At 59.6% G+C, this 21562-nt stretch carries 19 protein-coding genes; 18 read left to right on the forward strand and 1 reads right to left on the reverse strand.

The window, feature by feature from the left end; all coding sequences use genetic code 11:
* Positions 1 to 7 precede the first annotated feature (7 nt).
* The gene (map, locus tag ETEE_RS11415) at positions 8 to 814 is read right to left on the reverse strand and encodes a type I methionyl aminopeptidase (protein WP_034163216.1); all 807 of its coding nucleotides are present in this window, start codon (positions 812 to 814) and stop codon (positions 8 to 10) included.
* A 336-nt stretch (positions 815 to 1150) separates the two neighbouring features.
* On the opposite strand from map, the gene rpsB reads away from it, so the two are divergent.
* The 18 genes from rpsB to ETEE_RS11505 all read left to right on the forward strand — a co-directional run bounded on the left by rpsB (position 1151) and on the right by ETEE_RS11505 (position 21503).
* On the forward strand, positions 1151 to 1876 hold the full coding sequence (gene rpsB, locus ETEE_RS11420) for a 30S ribosomal protein S2 (RefSeq protein WP_034163217.1): 726 nt from the start codon (positions 1151 to 1153) through the stop codon (positions 1874 to 1876).
* 162 nt (positions 1877 to 2038) lie between these two features.
* Positions 2039 to 2896, forward strand: a complete 858-nt coding sequence (gene tsf / locus ETEE_RS11425) for a translation elongation factor Ts (RefSeq protein WP_012847607.1) — start codon at positions 2039 to 2041, stop codon at positions 2894 to 2896.
* Positions 2897 to 3035: 139 nt separating this feature from the next.
* On the forward strand, positions 3036 to 3761 hold the full coding sequence (gene pyrH, locus ETEE_RS11430) for a UMP kinase (protein WP_015870247.1): 726 nt from the start codon (positions 3036 to 3038) through the stop codon (positions 3759 to 3761).
* 130 nt (positions 3762 to 3891) lie between these two features.
* The gene (gene frr, locus ETEE_RS11435; RefSeq protein ID WP_012847609.1) at positions 3892 to 4449 is read left to right on the forward strand and encodes a ribosome recycling factor; all 558 of its coding nucleotides are present in this window, start codon (positions 3892 to 3894) and stop codon (positions 4447 to 4449) included.
* Positions 4450 to 4682: 233 nt separating this feature from the next.
* Positions 4683 to 5882: a 1-deoxy-D-xylulose-5-phosphate reductoisomerase gene (gene ispC, locus ETEE_RS11440; protein ID WP_034163218.1), complete on the forward strand. Its 1200-nt coding sequence runs from the start codon at positions 4683 to 4685 to the stop codon at positions 5880 to 5882.
* 283 nt (positions 5883 to 6165) lie between these two features.
* Entirely contained in the window at positions 6166 to 6927 is a 762-nt protein-coding gene (ispU, locus tag ETEE_RS11445; protein WP_034163219.1) for a (2E,6E)-farnesyl-diphosphate-specific ditrans,polycis-undecaprenyl-diphosphate synthase, read from the forward strand.
* A 9-nt stretch (positions 6928 to 6936) separates the two neighbouring features.
* Positions 6937 to 7794: a phosphatidate cytidylyltransferase gene (gene cdsA / locus ETEE_RS11450; RefSeq protein ID WP_034163220.1), complete on the forward strand. Its 858-nt coding sequence runs from the start codon at positions 6937 to 6939 to the stop codon at positions 7792 to 7794.
* Positions 7795 to 7812: 18 nt separating this feature from the next.
* Positions 7813 to 9168, forward strand: a complete 1356-nt coding sequence (gene rseP / locus ETEE_RS11455) for a sigma E protease regulator RseP (RefSeq protein WP_034163221.1) — start codon at positions 7813 to 7815, stop codon at positions 9166 to 9168.
* A gap of 34 nt (positions 9169 to 9202) precedes the next feature.
* A complete protein-coding gene (gene bamA / locus ETEE_RS11460) occupies positions 9203 to 11590 on the forward strand; it encodes an outer membrane protein assembly factor BamA (RefSeq protein WP_034163222.1) in 2388 nt (795 codons plus the stop codon).
* Between the two features lie 211 nt (positions 11591 to 11801).
* Positions 11802 to 12299: a molecular chaperone Skp gene (skp, locus tag ETEE_RS11465; RefSeq protein ID WP_034163223.1), complete on the forward strand. Its 498-nt coding sequence runs from the start codon at positions 11802 to 11804 to the stop codon at positions 12297 to 12299.
* 3 nt (positions 12300 to 12302) lie between these two features.
* The gene (gene lpxD / locus ETEE_RS11470) at positions 12303 to 13325 is read left to right on the forward strand and encodes a UDP-3-O-(3-hydroxymyristoyl)glucosamine N-acyltransferase (protein ID WP_034163224.1); all 1023 of its coding nucleotides are present in this window, start codon (positions 12303 to 12305) and stop codon (positions 13323 to 13325) included.
* Between the two features lie 106 nt (positions 13326 to 13431).
* A complete protein-coding gene (gene fabZ, locus ETEE_RS11475) occupies positions 13432 to 13887 on the forward strand; it encodes a 3-hydroxyacyl-ACP dehydratase FabZ (RefSeq protein WP_005282947.1) in 456 nt (151 codons plus the stop codon).
* Between the two features lie 3 nt (positions 13888 to 13890).
* A complete protein-coding gene (gene lpxA, locus ETEE_RS11480; protein WP_034163225.1) occupies positions 13891 to 14679 on the forward strand; it encodes an acyl-ACP--UDP-N-acetylglucosamine O-acyltransferase in 789 nt (262 codons plus the stop codon).
* Between the two features lie 3 nt (positions 14680 to 14682).
* Positions 14683 to 15867, forward strand: a complete 1185-nt coding sequence (gene lpxB / locus ETEE_RS11485; protein ID WP_034163226.1) for a lipid-A-disaccharide synthase — start codon at positions 14683 to 14685, stop codon at positions 15865 to 15867.
* Positions 15860 to 16453, forward strand: coding sequence for a ribonuclease HII (rnhB, locus tag ETEE_RS11490; protein ID WP_034163227.1), 594 nt, complete (start codon positions 15860 to 15862; stop codon positions 16451 to 16453). The genes lpxB and rnhB overlap by 8 nt, the downstream gene beginning before the upstream one ends.
* A gap of 56 nt (positions 16454 to 16509) precedes the next feature.
* The gene (dnaE, locus tag ETEE_RS11495; RefSeq protein WP_034163228.1) at positions 16510 to 19998 is read left to right on the forward strand and encodes a DNA polymerase III subunit alpha; all 3489 of its coding nucleotides are present in this window, start codon (positions 16510 to 16512) and stop codon (positions 19996 to 19998) included.
* A 12-nt stretch (positions 19999 to 20010) separates the two neighbouring features.
* Positions 20011 to 20970 carry an acetyl-CoA carboxylase carboxyl transferase subunit alpha gene (accA, locus tag ETEE_RS11500; RefSeq protein WP_034163229.1) on the forward strand — a complete coding sequence of 320 codons (960 nt, stop codon included), beginning with the start codon at positions 20011 to 20013 and terminating at the stop codon, positions 20968 to 20970.
* A 146-nt stretch (positions 20971 to 21116) separates the two neighbouring features.
* Positions 21117 to 21503, forward strand: a complete 387-nt coding sequence (locus tag ETEE_RS11505) for a VOC family protein (RefSeq protein ID WP_095666557.1) — start codon at positions 21117 to 21119, stop codon at positions 21501 to 21503.
* Positions 21504 to 21562: the final 59 nt, after the last annotated feature.

The raw sequence follows: 21562 nt of genomic DNA on the forward strand, positions 1-21562 counted from the left end.
CGCGCACTCACTGGGCGCTCATGTCGTGGGCGATCACCCGCGGTAAATCGTGCTCTTCCTCGCGCAGCGTCAGGATCTCGCAGCCGCTGTCTGTGACAACGATAGTATGCTCGTACTGCGCGGACAAGCTGCGATCCTTGGTTTTTACCGTCCAGCCGTCCTTCATCAGGCGGATGCGGTAGTCACCGGCGTTGACCATCGGTTCAATGGTGAACGTCATGCCCGCCTGCAGCACCACGCCGCCGTCGTCGGCATCGTAGTGCAGCACCTGCGGCTCTTCGTGGAACACTTCGCCAATGCCATGGCCGCAGTACTCTCGCACCACGGAGAAGCCGTTTTCCTCAACGAATTTCTGAATGGCCTTGCCGAGGCTGCGCAGACGGATGCCCGGTTTGACCATCTTCAGCGCCAGATACAGACTCTCCTGGGTGATGCGGCACAGGCGCTCGCCGAGGATGGTCGGCTTGCCAACGATAAACATCTTGGAGGTATCGCCGTGCCAGCCGTCTTTGATCACGGTGACGTCGATATTGACGATATCGCCGTCCTTAAGCGCCTTATCGTCGCTTGGGATACCGTGGCAGACCACCTCATTGACCGAAATGCAGACGGATTTCGGGTAGCCGTGATAGCCCAGGCAGGCGGAGATGGCGTGCTGTTGCTGTGTGATGTACGCATCGCACAGGCGATCCAGCTCGCCGGTGGTGACGCCGGGCACCACGTGCGGGGCGATCATTTCCAGCACCTCGGCGGCCAGGCGGCCAGCGATGCGCATTTTTTCGATGTCTTGTGGTGTTTTCAGTGCAATAGCCATAGGTATTCTGTCCACGGACGTCGCCGCAGCGACAATGAGAAGCAATGTCTTCTATGGTAACAGTCCCGCTACGCCCTGCCAAATGGCAGCAGGGTGGCTGGCTCAAAATGCAACAAAAGGTGGAGTCTATCGCGTGTTTATGGTATAAAGCGCGCCGCAGTTCCCGTATGTCCGCAAGGCGTACGCGGAAGCTGTAAATCTCACTTTGTGTTATTTGCATAAACAACACACACGTATCGGCACATGTGCCGGGGTGCCGTCGGACGCGAATGCGTGCGGTGGTCGGCGTCATGGGATACGTGGAGGCATAACCCCAATTTTTATAGAGGTCTAATCATGGCAACTGTTTCCATGCGCGATATGCTCAAGGCTGGTGTTCACTTCGGTCACCAGACCCGTTACTGGAACCCGAAAATGAAGCCGTTCATCTTCGGTGCTCGTAACAAAGTTCACATCATCAACCTTGAAAAAACCGTACCGATGTTCAACGACGCTCTGGCTGAGCTGAGCAAGATCGCCTCCCGTAAGGGCAAGATCCTGTTCGTTGGTACCAAGCGCGCAGCAAGCGAAGCGGTAAAAGACGCTGCCCTGAACTGCGATCAGTTCTATGTGAACCATCGCTGGCTGGGCGGTATGCTGACCAACTGGAAAACCGTTCGTCAGTCCATCAAGCGTCTGAAAGATCTGGAAACTCAGTCTCAGGATGGCACCTTCGACAAACTGACCAAAAAAGAAGCTCTGATGCGTACCCGCGAGCTGGACAAGCTGGAAAACAGCCTGGGCGGTATCAAAGATATGGGCGGTCTGCCGGACGCGCTGTTCGTTATCGATGCCGATCACGAACACATCGCCATCAAAGAAGCCAACAACCTGGGTATCCCGGTATTCTCTATCGTTGATACCAACTCCGATCCGGACGGCGTTGACTTCGTTATCCCGGGTAACGATGACGCTATCCGCGCTGTGACCCTGTACCTGAGCGCCGTGGCTGAAGCCGTGCGTGAAGGCCGTTCTCAGGATCTGGTTGCCCAGGCTGAAGAAACCATGGCTGAAGCCGAGTAATAAGGACAGCTCGCAGGAGCCCTTATTAACCGGTATTCATATGTTGGTTAGGGGGCCTATCATGGCCCCCTTTCTTTGTGGTCTATTCCGCAAAGATGTCATCTCTAGAACAATCGTCTGGCGCAGAGGCTCCCTCTGGGCGAGATAACCGAGGAAAATACAATGGCTGAAATTACCGCTTCCCTGGTAAAAGAACTGCGTGAGCGTACCGGCGCAGGCATGATGGAATGTAAAAAGGCACTGGTTGAAGCTAACGGCGACATCGAGCTGGCCATCGACAACATGCGTAAATCCGGCCAGGCCAAAGCGGCCAAGAAAGCCGGCCGTGTTGCCGCTGAAGGCGTGATCCTGACCAAGGTTGCCGCTGACGGTAAATATGGCGTCATCGTTGAGATGAACTGCGAAACCGACTTCGTTGCCAAAGACGCTGGCTTCAAAGCGTTTGCCGATGAAGTTGCCGCCGCTGCCCTGGCTGACAAAATCATCGATATCGATACCCTGAAAGCGAAGTTCGAAGAACAGCGTACTCAGCTGGTTGCCAAAATCGGTGAAAACATCAACATCCGTCGCGTGTCTGAACTGACCGGTGACCTGCTGGGCACCTACAGCCACGGCGCGCGCATCGGCGTTATGGTTGCCGCTACCGGCGCTGACGAAGAGCTGATCAAGCACATCGCCATGCACATCGCCGCGAGCAAGCCGGAATACGTTAAGCCGGAAGACGTACCGGCAGACGTGGTTGCGCACGAGCACCAGATCCAGCTGGACATCGCCATGCAGTCTGGCAAGCCGCGCGAAATCGCTGAGAAGATGGTCGAAGGCCGTATGCGTAAGTTCACCGGTGAAGTCTCTCTGACCGGTCAGAGCTTCGTTATGGATCCGAGCAAGACCGTTGGCCAGCTGCTGAAAGAGCACAACGCTAACGTGACCGGCTTTATCCGCTTCGAAGTAGGCGAAGGCATCGAGAAAGTCGAAACCGACTTCGCTGCAGAAGTTGCCGCGATGTCTAAAGGGGCCTAATCCCCTTTGACGACAGAGCCGCCGTGAGGCGGTTCTGTTTTATCCGGCCAGACTTACTTCAATGAGCGGTCAGGGGCGCAGACCGTACATTGAAATACCTCCGACTAATTAATTGACTGTTTCTTAGGACTCAAACACCATGGCTACCAATTCCAAACCCGTTTACCAGCGTATTCTGCTTAAGCTGAGCGGCGAAGCTCTGCAAGGCTCAGAAGGTTTTGGCATCGATGCGAGCGTGCTGGACCGCATGGCGCAGGAGGTCAAAGAGCTGGTTGAATTAGGCGTGCAGGTGGGCGTGGTGATTGGCGGTGGCAACCTGTTCCGCGGCGCCGGTCTGGCGCAGGCGGGGATGAACCGAGTGGTCGGCGACCACATGGGGATGCTGGCGACGGTGATGAACGGCCTGGCGATGCGCGATGCGCTGCACCGTGCCTATGTCAACGCCCGTCTGATGTCGGCCATTCCGCTGAACGGCGTATGTGACAACTACAGCTGGGCGGAGGCGATCAGCCTGCTGCGCAACAACCGCGTCGTGATTTTCTCCGCCGGCACCGGTAATCCGTTCTTTACCACCGACTCCGCCGCCTGTCTGCGCGGGATCGAAATCGAAGCCGACGTCGTGCTGAAGGCGACCAAGGTGGACGGCGTCTATTCGGCCGATCCGATGAAAAATCCGGACGCCACGCTGTATGAACAGCTGAGCTATCAGGATGTGTTGGAGAAAGAGCTGAAGGTGATGGATCTGGCCGCCTTCACTCTGGCGCGCGATCATAATCTCCCGATCCGCGTGTTTAACATGAATAAGCCGGGTGCGCTGCGTCGCGTCGTGATGGGCGAACAAGAAGGTACGCTGATCACCAAATAATGCGCTGCGTGCATGCGGAACAGCCGGCACGTCCGGCTGCCGTATTGCGCCGGTCGCATTGAAAAACGCTTGGCCTTTGGTGCACAATTCACTCTACTAACCACAACCACCGTTTTCAAGGGTTCGCAACGTGATCAACGAAATCAGAAAAGATGCCGAAACGCGCATGGACAAATGCGTCGAGTCATTCAAGGGCAATATCAGCAAAATCCGCACCGGCCGTGCACATCCCAACCTGCTCGATGGCATTCAGGTTGAGTACTACGGCACCGCGACGCCGTTGCGTCAGCTGGCCAACATCGTTGCGGAAGACTCCCGTACGCTGGCCCTGACCGTATTCGATCGCAGCATGTCCGGGGCTATCGAAAAAGCCATCCTGACCTCCGATCTGGGCCTGAATCCCGCCTCTGCCGGCACCGTGATCCGCGTTCCGCTGCCGCCGCTGACGGAAGAACGCCGTAAGGATCTGATCAAGCTGGTACGCTCTGAGGCCGAATCTGGCCGCGTTTCCGTGCGTAACGTACGCCGCGACGCCAATGATAAGGTGAAGGCGCTGCTGAAAGACAAAGAGATCAGCGAAGACGAAGATCGCAAGTCTCAGGACGAGATCCAGAAGATCACCGACCTGATGATCAAAAAGATCGATGCGGCGCTGGCTGACAAAGAAAAAGAGCTGATGGATTTCTAATCCCGCCGCGGCAGCGGCATCCCCCTGGGGCGGCGCCATGCGCGCCGGCCGCTGCGCAGCACCTCTGCGGTGGGCGCTCTCCTCGCCTGCCGTTTCGGGAATAAGCGTCGCTTCGGCGGCGCTTTTGTTTGTGCGCCGCCAGTGCGCCTTGGCGACGGCGCAAAATTCGCTGGGGAGGTGCGCTGGCTTAGCGTATCCTGTAGCGATTTGACCCAGTAATTCAGAGTATCCTCATGAAGACGCTGACCATTTTAGGTTCAACCGGCTCCATCGGCACCAGTACGCTGGCGGTGGTGCGGGCCAATCCCGGCGCGTTCCGCGTGGTGGCACTGGTGGCAGGCAAGAACGTTGATGTCATGCTGCAGCAGTGCCGTGAATTCTCCCCCCGCTATGTCTGCATGGCCAATGAAGGCGCCGCCGCCACGCTGCGCCAGCGCCTGTTCGAGTGCGGCCTTGGCGCGATTGCCGTGATGAGCGGGGAGCACGCCGCCTGTGAGCTCGCTGCCCTGGATGAGGTCGATCAGGTGATGGCGGCGATCGTCGGCGCCGCGGGCCTGCTGCCGACGCTGGCGGCGATCCGGGCCAACAAACGGGTGCTGCTGGCCAACAAAGAGGCCCTGGTGACCTGCGGGCGTCTGTTTATGGAGGCGCTGTCCCACAGCCAGGCGCAGCTGCTGCCTATCGACAGTGAACACAACGCCATTTTTCAGAGCCTGCCGACGGCGGTACAGCAGCAGCTGGGCTTTGCCAGCCTGCGTGAGCACGGGGTGACCCGTATCGTGCTGACCGGCTCCGGCGGTCCGCTGCGTCAGCTGCCGCTGGCGGATTTTGATGCCGTCACGCCGGCGCAGGCCTGCGCGCATCCCAACTGGTCTATGGGGCGCAAGATCTCCGTCGACTCCGCCACCATGATGAATAAAGGGCTGGAGTATATTGAGGCGCGCTGGCTGTTCAACGCCTCGGCGGAGGAGATGGAGGTGATCGTTCACCCGCAGTCGGTGATCCACTCCATGGTGCGCTATCGGGACGGCAGCGTGATTGCCCAGCTGGGGAATCCGGACATGTGTACGCCGATCGCCCATGCTATGGCCTATCCCGACCGCGCGCCGAGCGGCGTTGAGCCGCTGGATTTCTGCCGCCTGGGCTCGCTGAGCTTTGAGGCGCCGGATATGGCGCGTTACCCCTGTCTGCAGCTGGCTATCGAGGCGTTTGCCGAGGGGCAGGCGGCGACGACGGCGCTGAATGCGGCGAATGAAATTGCGGTTGCCGCCTTTCTGGATGGGCGTCTACGCTTTACTGACATCGCCCGGCTGAACCGCGGCGTGGTGGAGCAGCTGCGCTGCGCTGAGCCGGACTGCGTTGAGGCGGTGCTGGCGATTGATAGCGCTGCCCGCCAGGCAGCCCAGACGCTGAGCGCGCGTTTTTCCCGCTAAATTTGCCCGGCCGGGTGCGCTGATTTGTGGCGCTAACGGCATGATGATATAGTCTGCGCCAGTTTTTTGCGCGTGCGCCGCAAAAAGAACGGCGTGAGGGCGGGGAATGATCCCCCCGCTCGCCGGCGTCGGGTGTGCGCGGCAGTCTGAGTTGAGATGATTGGGGGGCCGTGCTGATTCACGGCCTTATTTACGCAGGAGTGACCGTCGCCGCAGGACTGCGCGCGGCGGGATGGACACGTTGAGGCCGCCCTGCTGGCTTGTTGAGGAAAAATTTACACGTATGTCATCCACACAACCAACTGTGATGAGCGACGCTGCCTCTGTTCCCCGGCATGTTGCGATTATCATGGACGGCAACGGCCGCTGGGCCAAACGTCAGGGTAAAATGCGTGTATTCGGACATAAGGCCGGCGTTAAGTCGGTGCGCTGTGCGGTGCGTTTCGCTGTCACCCGGGGAATTCGGGCGCTGACGCTGTATGCCTTTAGCAGCGAAAACTGGAATCGGCCGCAGCAGGAAGTGTCGGCGCTGATGGAGTTATTTGTCCGTGCACTGGATAGTGAAGTCAAACGACTGCATAAGCATCAGGTGCGGCTGAAGGTGATCGGTGATATCAGCCGCTTTAGCCCGCGCTTACAGGAGCGTATTCGTCGCTCAGAGCAGATGACCGCCGAGAATACCGGCCTGACACTGAACATCGCCGCCAACTACGGTGGGCGCTGGGATATCGTTCAGGGGGTGAAAACGCTGGCAGAGCAGGTGCGTCAGGGGACGCTGCTGCCGGAGGCGATCACGGAGTCAATGCTGGGTGAGCAGATCTGCCTGCATGAACAGGATGCCGTGGATTTAGTTATCCGTACCGGAGGCGAGCATCGGGTCAGTAACTTTCTGCTGTGGCAAATTGCCTATTCAGAATTTTATTTTACTGACGTGCTGTGGCCTGATTTTGATGAAACAACCTTTGAAGGTGCACTGAATGCATTTGCACAACGCGAGCGTCGCTTCGGGGGAACGACACCTATCAACGCAACCGATGCGTCATAGGGGGAACTTTTGCTGAAGTCGCGCATTATTACTGCATTAATTTTGGTCCCGGTGGTGATTGCCGCCCTGTTCTTGCTGCCGCCGCTGGGATTCTCGCTGGTGACGCTCGCCGTCTGTATGCTGGCCGCCTGGGAGTGGGGACAGCTGGCCGGTTTCGCCAGCCGCAATCAGCGTATCTGGGGCGCCGTGATCTGTGGGCTGGTGCTGGCCGCCATGCTGCTGGGGATGCCCGAGTTCACCCGCAGCGTGCATCTGCCGCTGATCGCCGGCTCGCTGTGGACTGCCGCCGTCTGGTGGATTGTGGCGCTGGCGCTGGTGTTTTTTTACCCTCGCTCGGCCGGCTGGTGGCGTCACTCGCGTGCGCTGAAGGTACTGTTTGGCATCGTCACCATTCTGCCCTTCTTCTGGGGGATGGTGGCGCTGCGTCAGTATGGCTATGAGGCTAACCATTATCGCGGCGCCTGGTGGCTGCTGTATGTCATGTTCCTGGTATGGGGAGCCGACTCCGGCGCCTATATCTTTGGCAAGCTGTTCGGCAAGAACAAGCTGGCGCCGAAGGTGTCGCCGGGGAAAACTTGGGAAGGATTGATCGGCGGGCTGATGACCTCTGCGCTGATCTCGTGGCTGTTTGGGCGCTATGCGCCGCTGGATGTCGATGTCCGCGTGCTGTTGGTCTGCTCAGTCATCGCCGCGCTGGCCTCTGTGCTGGGCGATCTGACGGAGAGCATGTTCAAGCGCGAGGCGGGTATTAAGGACAGTAGCCACCTGATCCCCGGCCACGGCGGCGTACTGGATCGCATCGATAGTCTGACGGCGGCGGTGCCGGTATTTGCCTGCCTGATGCTGTTGGTTTTTGGCCAGGCCTAAACGGGTAAGGGAGGAGCGATGGGTGGCATCCTATGGAGTGTACTGGCGTTCTTGGTGGCGCTGGGCGTACTGATCACGGTACATGAGTTTGGCCACTTCTGGGTCGCGCGCCGCTGCGGCGTGCGGGTCGAGCGTTTCTCCATCGGCTTTGGCAAGGCGCTGTGGCGGCGGGTCGATCGTCAGGGGACCGAATACGTGGTCGCGGCGATCCCGCTGGGTGGCTATGTCAAAATGCTGGATGAGCGGGTCGAGAGCGTGGCGCCGGAGTGGCGCCACCAGGCGTTCAATAACAAGAGCGTGCTGCAGCGCGCCGCGATCGTCAGCGCCGGTCCCATCGCCAACTTCGTGTTTGCCATCATCGCCTACTGGCTGGTCTTCGTCATCGGGGTGCCCAGCGTGCGTCCGGTGATCGCCGATGTGACCCCGGATTCTATCGCCGCCGCCGCCCATATTACGCCGGGAATGGAACTGAAGTCCGTTGACGGTGTCGATACTCCGGACTGGGAGTCCGTTCGACTGGCGCTGGTGGGGCAGATCGGCGACGGCAGCACCACGCTCGGCGTGGGGCCGTTTGGCAGCCACCTGGTGAGTGAAAAGACCCTGGACCTGCGCCGCTGGCAGTTTGATCCCGAGCGTCAGGACCCGGTCGTCTCGCTGGGGATTATCCCGCGTGGCCCGACCATTGAGCCGGTGCTGGCGGAGATACAAAAGGGGTCGGCGGCGCAGAAAGCAGGTTTACAAGTAGGGGACAGGATAGTTAAAGTCAATGGCGTCCCAATACGCGGCTGGCGTGATTTTGCGTTGCAGATCCGCGATAATCCCGACCGCGCGCTGGCACTGGATGTCGAGCGGGCGGGGCAGCCGGCGTCACTGACGCTGACGCCGGAGAGCCGGCGCGTGTCGCGCGGGCTGACCGAAGGCTTTGCTGGCGTGGTTCCGCAGGTAATCCCGCTGCCGGAGGAGTATCAAACCATTCGCCAGTATGGGCCGTTCGTGGCACTGTATCAGGCGACGGACAAGACCTGGCAGCTGATGAAGCTGACGGTCTCCATGCTGGGTAAACTGATTACCGGTGATGTAAAGTTGAACAATCTGGGCGGCCCTATCTCCATAGCACAGGGAGCGGGGGCGTCAGCTGAGTATGGCTTGGTGTATTACCTGATGTTTTTGGCGCTGATCAGCGTCAATCTGGGGATCATCAACCTGTTTCCTTTACCGGTTCTTGATGGGGGACATCTGCTGTTTCTTGCGCTGGAAAAGCTCAAGGGCGGTCCGGTGTCCGAACGGGTTCAGGCTTTCGGCTATCGCATTGGCGTGATTTTGCTGATGCTGTTTATGGGGCTTGCACTTTTCAATGATTTCTCGCGGCTGTAATGGGCGGGATTGTTAGGAAGAACGCATAACAACGATGGCGATGAAAAAGTTGCTCTTAGCGTCGCTGCTGTTTGGCAGCGCAACCGTATACGGTGCAGATGGTTTCGTAGTGAAAAATATTCATTTCGAAGGACTGCAGCGGGTCGCCGTCGGTGCGGCGTTACTTAACATGCCGGTACGCGTAGGCGATACCGTCTCTGATGAGGATCTGAGTAATACCATCCGCGCGCTGTACGCCACCGGTAACTTTGAGGATGTGCGGGTACTGCGTGATGGTAACAACCTGATTGTGCAGGTTAAGGAACGTCCGACCATCGCCAGCATTACCTTCTCTGGCAACAAGTCAGTGAAGGATGAGATGCTGAAGCAGAACCTGGAGGCCTCCGGGGTTCGCGTCGGCGAGGCGCTCGATCGCACCACGCTTTCCAGCATTGAAAAAGGGTTGGAAGATTTCTACTACAGCGTCGGTAAATACAACGCCACCGTGAAGGCGGTGGTGACGCCGCTACCGCGCAATCGCGTCGATCTGAAGCTGGTGTTTACCGAGGGTAAATCGGCACAGATCCAGCAGATTAACATCGTTGGCAACCATGCGTTCAGCAGCGCCGAGCTGCTGGGGCACTTCCAGCTGCGCGACGATGTGCCGTGGTGGAACCTGATGGCCGATCGCAAATACCAGAAGCAGAAGCTGGCCGGCGACCTTGAGGCCCTGCGCAGCTACTATCTGGATCGCGGCTATGCGCGTTTCGCCATTAATTCGACCCAGGTGAGCCTGACGCCGGATAAGAAAGGGATCTACATCACCATCAACATCACCGAAGGCGATCAGTATAAGCTGGAGGGGGTGGACGTCACCGGCAATATGGCCGGCTACAGCGCCGAGATCACCCGCCTGACCAAGGTGGAGCCGGGCGAGCTGTATAACGGTGCCAAGGTCACCAAGATGGAGGATGAGATCAAGCAGCTGCTGGGGCGCTATGGCTATGCCTATCCGCGCGTGCAGACGCAGCCGGAGATCAATGACAAGGACAAGACCGTTGTCCTGCATATGAACGTCGATGCCGGTAACCGCTACTATGTGCGTCAGATTCGCTTTGTCGGCAACGACACCAGCAAAGACGCGGTACTGCGCCGTGAGATGCGCCAGATGGAAGGCTCTTGGCTGGGCAGCGATCAGGTCGAGCAGGGTAAAGAGCGTCTGAACCGTACCGGTTACTTTGAAAACGTCGACGTGGAGACCCAGCGCGTACCCGGCACGCCGGATCAGGTCGATGTTGTCTACAAGGTGAAAGAGCGTAATACCGGCAGCTTTAACTTCGGTATCGGCTACGGTACCGAGAGCGGCGTCAGCTTCCAGGTCGGAGTACAGCAGGATAACTGGCTGGGCACCGGCAACGTGGTGGCGATCAACGGTACCAAGAACGATTACCAGACCTATGCCGAGCTGTCGCTGACCGATCCGTACTTTACGGTGAACGGCGTCAGCCTGGGCGGCCGCCTGTTCTATAACGATTTTAAGGCCAACGACGCCGATCTGTCTGACTATACCAACAGCAGCTATGGCTTTGACGGCACCCTGGGCTTCCCGATCAACGAGAACAACTCGCTGCGCACCGGCCTGGGCTATGTACACAACGACCTGTCCGACATGCAGCCGCAGGTGGCGATGTGGCGCTATCTGCGCTCCGTTGGTCAAAATCCGAGCGACAGCCAGCGCGCCAGCTACAAGGCCGATGACTATACCTGGACCGCCGGCTGGGCCTACAATAACCTGGATCGCGGCTTCTTCCCGACGGCCGGTAGCAAGGCCTCGCTGAACGGTAAGATCACGCTGCCGGGCTCCGACAACGAATACTACAAGCTGACCTTTGACAGCCAGAGCTATTTCCCGATCAACCAGGATCGTACCTGGGTGGTGCTGGGACGTACCCGCCTGGGCTACGGTAACGGCTTCGGCGGCAAAGAGATGCCGTTCTATGAGAACTTCTACGCCGGCGGCTCTGGCACCGTACGCGGCTTCCAGTCCAATAACATCGGTCCGAAGGCGGTGTACCTGAACAGCGATGGCAGCGTGGATCAGAACAAGACCGGCGACAACGACGCGGTGGGCGGTAACGCCATGGCGGTCGCCAGCCTGGAGCTGATCACCCCGACGCCGTTCGTCAGCGAGCAGTATGCCAACTCTCTGCGCACCTCCGTATTTATGGATGCCGGTACCGTCTGGGATACCAACTGGGATCAGGCCGCCTACCCGACGCTGCCGGACTACAGCAAGGCGACCAACGTGCGTCTGTCGGCCGGTATCGCGCTGCAGTGGATGTCGCCGCTGGGGCCGCTGGTGTTCTCCTATGCCCAGCCGGTCAAGAAGTATGAGGGCGATAAGGCGGAGCAGTTCCAGTTTAATATCGGTAAAACCTGGTAACCGGAAACGCGATTATCCGCAGGAGGCACTGTGGCGCGGCGACGCCGCCGGCGCAGGCCTCCGGATATAAAGGCGCGGGGATGTCCCCGCACCCTTTTTGCATATGCTCCGCTCAGCGCGTTCTTTTCTCTGGACGTGGTGAGACACGATGGGTCGGCGCCTGTGCAGTGACGTGTCATTGACACAACTAGGTGATGGTAAGGAGTTCAAAGTGAAAAAGTGGTTATATGCGGCGGGTCTGGGCGTAGCGATGGCTGTTTCCGCCAATGTGCAGGCTGCTGAAAAAATTGCCGTAGTGAACGTTGCCGGCGTTTTCCAACAGCTTCCGCAGCGTGATGCGGTGGCGAAGCAGCTGGAGAGCGAGTTCAAAGGCCGTGCCACCGAGCTTCAGGGCATGGAGCGCGATCTGCAGAGTAAAATGCAGCGTCTGCAGCGCGATGCTTCCACCATGAAGGCCAGTGAGCGCACCAAGATGGAAAAAGAGATCGCCGCACAGCGTGAAACTTTTGCCCGTAAGGCGCAGGCTTTTGAACAGGACAACCGTCGTCGCCAGATGGAAGAGCGCAATAAGCTGCTGAGTCGTATCCAGGATGCCGTACGCAGCGTAGCGAAAGACAAGGGCTACGATATGGTTATCGATGCCAACGCGGTGGCCTATTCTCAGTCTTCTGACGACATCACTGCTCAAGTATTGAAACAGGTTAAATAAGGCATGGCTTCAATTCGACTGGCTGACCTTGCTCAGCAGTTGAATGCCGAGCTGCACGGTGATGGCGATCTCGCCATCACCGGCGTGGCATCGATGCATTCAGCACAAGCGAACCAGATTACGTTTCTGTCCAACAGCCGCTACCGTGAGCAATTGGCTGCCTGCCAGGCCGGCGCCGTGGTGTTGACGCAAGCGGATCTGGAATTCTGTCCGCAGGCGGCGCTGGTAGTGAAGAACCCCTACCTGACCTACGCCATGATGGCGCAGATCATGGACACGACGCCGGCGCCGGCGAGCGGCATCGTGCCGAGCGCGTCAATCGATCCGACGGCGACGCTGGGCAACAATGTCTCCATCGGCGCCAATGCGGTGATTGAGGCGGGCGTAGCGCTGGGCGACGACGTGATAATTGGCGCGGGCTGTTTCATCGGTAAGTTTACCCGGATCGGCGCCGGGAGCCGCCTGTGGGCCAACGTCAGCGTTTACCACCAGGTCGAGATCGGTGCGCAGTGTCTGGTGCAGTCCGGCACGGTGATCGGCAGCGATGGCTTTGGCTATGCCAACGATCGCGGCAACTGGGTGAAAATTCCGCAGCTGGGCAGCGTGCGCATCGGCGATCGCGTCGAGATCGGCGCCTGTACCACGATCGACCGCGGCGCCCTGGATGACACCGTTATCGGCAACGGCGTGATTATCGATAACCAATGTCAGATTGCGCACAACGTCATGATTGGTGACAATACAGCGGTTGCCGGCGGTGTTATCATGGCCGGCAGCCTCAAGATTGGACGCTATTGTCAGATCGGCGGCGCCAGCGTGATTAATGGTCACATGGAGATTTGCGATCAGGCAGTGGTGACGGGGATGGGCATGGTGATGCGACCTATCACCGAACCCGGTATCTACTCTTCTGGCATTCCGCTTCAGCCAAACAAAACGTGGCGTAAGACGGCTGCGCTGGTGATGAATATTGACGAGATCAATAAGCGTTTGAAGGCCGTAGAAAAGAAAGTCCACAGCGATTAATGCCCGCCGGGCCCGTGGCCCAATTCGATTTGCGGCCTGCATCATGTCCCCTGAAGGAGTGAGGCAGGCCGTGTTGTTTGACATCCGTTTTTACAGGAAGAGTATTTTGACTACTGACACTCATACTCTCAATATTTCAGAGATTTTAGAGCTTCTGCCGCACCGTTTTCCGTTCCTGCTGGTGGATCGTGTGCTGGATTATCAAGAGGGCAAATTCCTGCGTGCAGTGAAGAATGTCTCCTTCAACGAGCCATTTTTCCAGGGACACTTCCCGGGCAAGCCGATTTTCCCCGGGGTGCTGATCCTCGAAGCCATGGCGCAGGCCACCGGTATTCTGGCATTCAAGAGCGTGGGCAAACTGGAGCCGGGCGAACTGTACTACTTCGCCGGTATCGATGACGCCCGCTTTAAGCGTCCGGTTCATCCGGGTGACCAGATGATCCTGGAAGTGGAGTTTCTGAAAGAGCGCCGCGGCGTGGCTCGCTTTAACGGTGTTGCCAAGGTTGACGGCAAGATCGTGTGCGAGGCGTCCATGATGTGCGCCCGTAACCGTGAGGCCTGATACGTGATTGATCAAACCGCCTTTATCCATCCCAGCGCTATTGTCGAAGACGGTGCGGTGATTGGCGCCGGTGTTCACATTGGCCCGTTCTGCTACATCGGTTCGCAGGTTGAAATCGGCGCGGGCAGCGTGCTGAAGTCCCATGTGGTGGTCAACGGGATCACCAAGATTGGCTGTGATAACCAGATCTATCAGTTCGTCTCCATCGGCGAAGTGAATCAGGATCTGAAGTATGCCGGCGAGCCGACCCGGGTTGAGATCGGCGATCGCAACCGCATTCGCGAGAGCGTCACCGTTCATCGCGGTACGGCGCAGGGCGGCGGTCTGACCCGTATCGGCAGCGATAACCTGCTGATGGTCAATACCCATGTTGCCCATGACTGCGTCATCGGCAACCGCTGTATTCTGGCCAACAACGCCACGCTGGGCGGCCACGTCAGCGTGGACGACTTCGCCATCATCGGCGGGATGACGGCCGTACACCAGTTTTGTGTGATCGGTGCGCACGTGATGGTGGGCGGCTGCTCCGGCGTCGCGCAGGACGTGCCGCCGTACGTGATTGCCCAGGGTAACCACGCCACGCCGTACGGCCTGAACCTGGAGGGGCTGAAGCGCCGTGGCTTTGAGAAGGATGCCCTGCAGGCGATTCGTAACGCCTACAAGATCCTCTACCGCAGCGGTAAAACCCTGGAAGAGGCAAAGCCGGAGATCGAAGCCCTGGCTCAGCGCCAGCCGGCGGTGCAGCTGTTCGTCGATTTCTTTGCCCGCTCCACCCGCGGCATCATCCGTTAGTCCATGGTGGCGTCAGCGCGGGGCCCACGCCCGCTTACCATTGGTCTGGTCGCCGGGGAGACCTCCGGCGATATTCTCGGTGCCGGCCTGATCCGCGCACTGAAGGTGCGTCACCCCGACGCCCGCTTCGTCGGCGTGGCGGGGCCGCTGATGCAGGCCGAGGGCTGTGAGGCCTGGTTCGAGATGGAAGAGTTGGCGGTGATGGGCATCGTCGAGGTGCTGGAGCGTCTGCCGCGCCTGCTGCGCATTCGCCGCGAGCTGACCCGGCGCTTTACGGCGCTGCGGCCGGACGTGTTTGTCGGTATCGATGCGCCGGACTTCAACCTGACCCTGGAAGGCCGCCTGCACCAGCGCGGCATTCGCACCATCCACTATGTCAGCCCCTCCGTCTGGGCCTGGCGTCAGAAGCGGGTGTTTAAGATTGGCCGCGCCACCGATTTGGTGCTGGCCTTCCTGCCGTTTGAGAAAGCCTTCTACGACCGTTTCAATGTTCCCTGTCGCTTCATCGGCCATACCATGGCCGATGCGATGCCGCTGGCGCCGGATCGCGCCGCGGCACGTCAGGCGTTGGGGATCGCCGCCGATGCGCGCTGTCTGGCGCTGCTGCCCGGCAGCCGCAGCGCCGAAGTCGAAATGCTGAGCGCCGATTTTCTGCGTACCGCGCTGTTGCTGCGGCAGAGCTATCCCGATCTACAGATCGTGGTGCCGCTGGTCAACGCCCGGCGTCGCGCGCAGTTTGAACGGATCAAGGCGGAGGTGGCGCCGGATCTGCCGGCGCATCTGCTGGACGGTCAGGCGCGCAACGCCATGTACGCCAGCGACGCGGCGCTGCTGGCGTCGGGAACGGCGGCGCTGGAGTGCATGCTGGCCAAGTGCCCGATGGTGGTGGCCTACCGCATGAAGCCCTTCACGTTTTGGCTGGCGCAGCGCCTGGTAAAAACCGAGTTTGTCTCTCTGCCCAACCTGCTGGCCGGCCGTCGGCTGGTCGAGGAGCTGCTGCAGCACGAGTGTCAGCCGCCGCGTCTGGCGCAGGCGCTGGCGCCGCTGCTGGCCGACGGCGCACAGACTCAGGCGCTGAAGCAGACCTTTTTACAGCTGCACCGCCAGATCCGCTGCGGCGCCGATACGCAAGCCGCCGAGGCGGTGCTGGCGTTAGCCGCTGACCCCCGGGAGTCCTCCAATGAGTGATATTTTTGTCTACCCCTGCGCCGACCGCATCGCCGGCGTCGATGAGGTCGGCCGCGGGCCGTTGGTGGGCGCGGTGGTGACGGCGGCGGTGATCCTGGATCCCGCGCGTCCGATTGCCGGGCTGGCCGACTCCAAAAAGCTGAGCGAAAAGCGGCGCTGCGCGCTGTATGACGAGATCGTCGAGAAAGCGCTGTGCTGGAGCCTGGGCCGGGCAGAGGCGGAAGAGATCGATCGCCTCAATATTCTGCAGGCCACGATGGTGGCGATGCAGCGCGCGGTGGCCGGGCTGGCGCTGCAGCCGGACTTTGTCCTGATCGACGGCAACCGCTGTCCGGCGCTGCCGATGGCGGCGCAGGCGGTGGTCAAAGGCGATAGCCGGGTGGCGGAGATCAGCGCAGCGTCGATCCTGGCCAAGGTGACGCGCGATCGCGAAATGGCCGAGCTGGATTGCTGCTATCCCGAATATGGCTTTGCCCAGCACAAGGGCTATCCTACCGCACTGCACCTGGAGCGCCTGGCTGCGCTGGGGGCCACCGAGCATCACCGCCGCAGCTTTGGGCCGGTGAAGCGGGTGCTGGGCCTGTAGTCTGTCACCTCTCTCTGGGATGACATCGTTTTCTGGTATTAAAAGGTAATCGTTCGATGGCGGAACCACGTTTTATACATCTGCATGTGCACAGTGACTACTCGATGATCGACGGGCTGGCGAAGACCAGTCCCCTGGTCAAGAAGGTCGCCGCGCTGGGGATGCCCGCCTTCGCGATCACCGACCATACCAACCTGTGCGGGCTGGTCAAGTTTTATGGCAGCGCGCACGGCGCCGGGATCAAGCCGCTGGTCGGGGCCGATGTCCTGGTCCGCAGCGAGACGATGGGCGATGAGCTGTCGGCGCTGACTCTTCTGGCCTGTGATAACGAGGGCTACCAGAATCTGACCCAGCTTATCTCACACGCCTACCAGCGCGGCTATGGCGCAGAGGGGCCGACGATCGATCGCGATTGGCTGATCGCGTACCGCGCCGGGCTGATTTTGCTCTCCGGCGCCCGCCACGGCGACGTGGGTAAGCTGCTGCTGCGCGGTAATCAGACGCTGGTCGGTGAGTGCGTTGACTTCTACCAACGGCACTTTCCTGATAGCTACTTTTTAGAGTTGGTGCGCACCGGACGCCCCGATGAGGAGAGCTATCTGCACCTGGCGGTGGAGCTGGCGCAGCAGCGTGATTTGCCGCTGGTGGCGACCAACGACGTCCGCTTCTTGGAGGCCTCGGACTTTGACGCCCATGAGATCCGCGTCGCGATCCACGACGGCTATACCTTAGACGATCCCAAGCGCCCACGTAACTATAGCGCTCAGCAATACATGCGCAGCGAAGAGGAGATGTGCGAGCTGTTCGCCGATCTGCCCGAGGCGCTGCAGAACAGCGTAGAGATTGCTAAGCGTTGTAATGTGACCATCCGACTCGGCCAGTACTTTCTGCCGCAGTTCCCCACCGGGGAGATGTCGACGGAGGATTTCCTGGTGAAGATGGCGCACGAGGGGCTGGAGGAGCGTCTCACGTTCCTGTTCCCCGATGAGGCGGACCGTGCCCGACTGCGCCCGCCTTACGATGAGCGTCTGGAGATCGAGCTGAAGGTGATCAACCAGATGGGCTTCCCCGGTTACTTCCTGATCGTGATGGAGTTTATCCAGTGGTCTAAGGATAACGGGGTTCCGGTGGGGCCGGGGCGCGGCTCCGGCGCCGGCTCGCTGGTGGCCTATTCGCTGAAGATTACCGACCTCGATCCGCTGGCCTTCGATCTGCTGTTCGAACGTTTTCTTAACCCGGAACGCGTATCCATGCCCGACTTTGACGTCGACTTCTGCATGGAGAAGCGCGATCGGGTGATCGATCACGTCGCCGATATGTATGGCCGTGAAGCGGTATCGCAGATCATCACCTTCGGTACCATGGCGGCCAAGGCGGTGATCCGCGACGTGGGACGTGTGCTGGGTCATCCCTACGGCTTCGTCGATCGCATCTCCAAGCTGGTGCCACCGGATCCTGGCATGACCCTGGCCAAGGCCTTCGAGGCGGAGCCGCAGCTGCCGGAGATCTACGAGGCGGATGAAGAGGTGCGGGCGCTGATCGACATGGCGCGCAAGCTGGAGGGGGTCACCCGCAACGCCGGTAAGCACGCCGGTGGGGTGGTGATCTCGCCGACCAAGATCACCGACTTCGCGCCGCTGTACTGCGATGCCGAGGGGAATCACCCGGTCACCCAGTTCGACAAGAGCGACGTGGAGTACGCCGGGCTGGTGAAGTTTGACTTCCTGGGCCTGCGTACCCTGACCATCATCAACTGGGCGCTGGAGATGATCAACGCCCGCCGTGCGCGCCAGGGGCTGGAGCCGGTGGATATCGCCGCCATTCCGCTCGACGATCAGAAGAGCTTCGATATCCTGCAGCGCGCGGAGACCACGGCGGTATTCCAGCTGGAATCGCGCGGGATGAAGGATCTGATCAAGCGTCTAAAGCCGGACTGCTTCGAAGATATGATCGCGCTGGTGGCGCTGTTCCGCCCCGGCCCGCTGCAGTCGGGGATGGTCGATAACTTTATCGACCGTAAGCACGGGCGCGAAGAGCTCTCCTACCCGGACCGTGAGTGGCAGCATGAGAGTTTGAAGCCGGTGCTGGAGCCGACCTACGGCGTGATCCTGTATCAGGAACAGGTGATGCAGATAGCCCAGGTGCTGGCCGGCTACTCGCTGGGCGGCGCCGACCTGCTGCGCCGTGCGATGGGTAAGAAAAAGCCCGAGGAGATGGCCAAGCAGCGCTCGGTGTTTGAAGAGGGCGCCAGGAACAACGGCGTCAACGGCGAACTGGCGATGCACATCTTCGACCTGGTGGAGAAGTTCGCCGGCTATGGCTTTAACAAGTCGCACTCCGCCGCCTATGCGCTGGTCTCTTACCAGACGCTGTGGCTGAAAACCCACTATCCGGCCGAGTTTATGGCGGCGGTGATGACCGCCGATATGGATAACACCGAGAAGGTGGTCGGGCTGGTGGATGAGTGCTGGCGGATGGGGCTGAAGATCCTGCCGCCGGACATCAACAGCGGGCAGTATCACTTCCACGTCAACGATGAGGGCGAGATCGTCTACGGTATCGGCGCCATCAAAGGGGTCGGGGAAGGGCCAATCGAGGCGATCATCGAGGCGCGCAACAGCGGCGAACAGGGCTATTTTAAGGATCTGTTTGATCTGTGCGCCCGCACCGATACCAAGAAGCTGAACCGTCGGATGATGGAGAAGCTGATCATGTCCGGCGCCTTCGATCGCCTGGGGCCGCACCGCGCGGCGCTGATGAGCTCGCTGAGCGATGCGCTGAAGGCCGCCGAGCAGCACGCCCGCGCCGAGGCCATCGGACAGGCGGACATGTTTGGTGTGCTGGCGGAAGAGCCGGAGCAGGTAGAGCAATCCTATGGCAGCGTGCCGCCCTGGCCAGCCCAGATGGTGCTGGACGGCGAGCGCGAGACCCTGGGGCTGTACCTGACCGGCCATCCGATCACCCAGTATCTGAAAGAGATCGAACGCTATGCCGGCGGTGGCCGTCTGAAGGATATGCATCCGACGGATCGTGGTAAGATGACCACCGCCGTGGGGCTGGTGCTGGGGGCCCGGGTGATGACGACCAAGCGCGGTAACCGCATCGGAATGTGTACCCTCGACGATCGATCCGGCCGTCTGGAGGTGATGCTGTTCACCGATGCGCTGGAAAAATACCAGCATTTGCTGGAGAAAGACCGTATCCTGATCGCCAGCGGACAGGTCAGCTTTGATGACTTCAGCGGCGGCCTTAAAATGATCGCCCGCGAGTTAATGGATATCAGCGAAGCCCGTGAAAAATATGCACGTGGACTTGCCATCTCGCTGACTGACAGGCAAATTGATGATCAGCTTTTAAACCGTCTCCGTGAAGCGCTGGAACCACATCGTTCGGGGACGATCCCAGTACACCTGTATTATCAGCGTGCGGATGCGCGGGCCCGGGTTCGTTTCGGTGCAGCCTGGCGCGTGACGCCGACGGATCGCCTGCTGCTCGATCTGCGCACGCTGGTGGGATGTGAACAGGTGGAACTGGAATTTGACTAATATAGGAATACTATGAGTCTGAATTTTCTGGATTTTGAACAGCCGATTGCCGAACTTGAAGCGAAGATCGATTCGCTGAACGCTCTCAGCCGTCAAGACGAAAAATTGGATATTAATATCGACGAGGAGGTTCAGCGCCTGCGTGAGAAGAGCGTTGAGCTGACCCGTAAGATTTTTGCCGATCTGGGAGCCTGGCAGATTGCCCAGCTGGCGCGTCATCCGCGCCGCCCCTATACCCTGGATTATCTTCAGCATATCTTCACCGACTTCGATGAGCTGGCCGGCGATCGCGCCTACGCCGACGACAAGGCGATTGTCGGTGGCACGGCACGTCTGGACGGCCGTCCGGTGATGGTGATTGGCCATCAGAAAGGGCGCGAGACCAAAGAGAAGATCCGCCGTAACTTCGGCATGCCGGCGCCGGAGGGCTACCGTAAGGCCTTGCGCCTGATGGAGATGGCCGAGCGCTTTAACCTGCCGATCATCACCTTTATCGATACCCCGGGCGCCTATCCGGGGGTGGGGGCAGAAGAGCGCGGTCAGTCTGAGGCTATCGCACGTAACCTGCGCGAGATGTCTGGGCTGAAGGTGCCGGTCATCTGCACGGTGATCGGCGAAGGCGGTTCCGGCGGCGCGCTGGCTATCGGGGTTGGCGATAAGGTCAACATGCTGCAGTACAGCACCTACTCGGTGATCTCACCGGAAGGATGCGCATCTATCCTGTGGAAGAGCGCCGACAAGGCGCCGCTGGCCGCGGAAGCGATGGGCATCACCGCGCCGCGCTTACAGGAGCTGAAGCTGATCGATTCGGTGATCTCGGAGCCGCTGGGCGGCGCCCACCGCGATCCGCAGGCGATGGCGGCGAGCCTGAAGGCCCAGCTGCTGTCCGATCTGGGGGAGCTGGATACCCTAGAAAAAGAAGAGCTGCTCGACCGTCGCTATCAGCGTCTGATGAACTACGGTTACTGCTGATCCCCCTACCGTGGTATCCCTTTACATCAAGCCCGGAAACGGGCTTGATGCCTTTATTTTCTGTATGTTTTCCCTCGTCAGGCGCTAACGCTTTTATCGCGCCCACGGCATAATCCGCAACACTTTATGGGACCTCGGGAGATATAGTGCAGCTCAATCGTCTTCATCATGTCGCCTTGATTGCGTCAGACTATGCACGCAGCAAGGCGTTTTATTGTGATATCCTCGGTTTTTCCTTGGTGCGTGAGCATTACCGCACTGAGCGTGACTCATGGAAGGGTGATCTGGCGCTGAATGGCGTTTATACACTGGAGCTGTTTTCTTTTCCTGCGCCGCCGCCGCGGGTATCCGCGCCGGAGGCCTGCGGTTTGCGTCACCTGGCCTTCAGCGTTGCGAACCTGGGGGAGGCCGTTGCGCATCTCGCCAGTCACGGCGTGACGTGCGAGACGATACGCCGTGACGAATATACCGGACGCTGCTTTACTTTTTTTCGCGATCCGGATGGATTACCGCTGGAGTTGTATCAGGAATAGTTGGCGAAGAAAACAGTTTCGGTGGTAAATTAATAGATGGCGTGTAGGTGTTACTTTAA

The organism is Edwardsiella anguillarum ET080813 (genome assembly GCF_000264765.2).
GTDB classification, from domain to species: Bacteria; Pseudomonadota; Gammaproteobacteria; order Enterobacterales; family Enterobacteriaceae; genus Edwardsiella; species Edwardsiella anguillarum.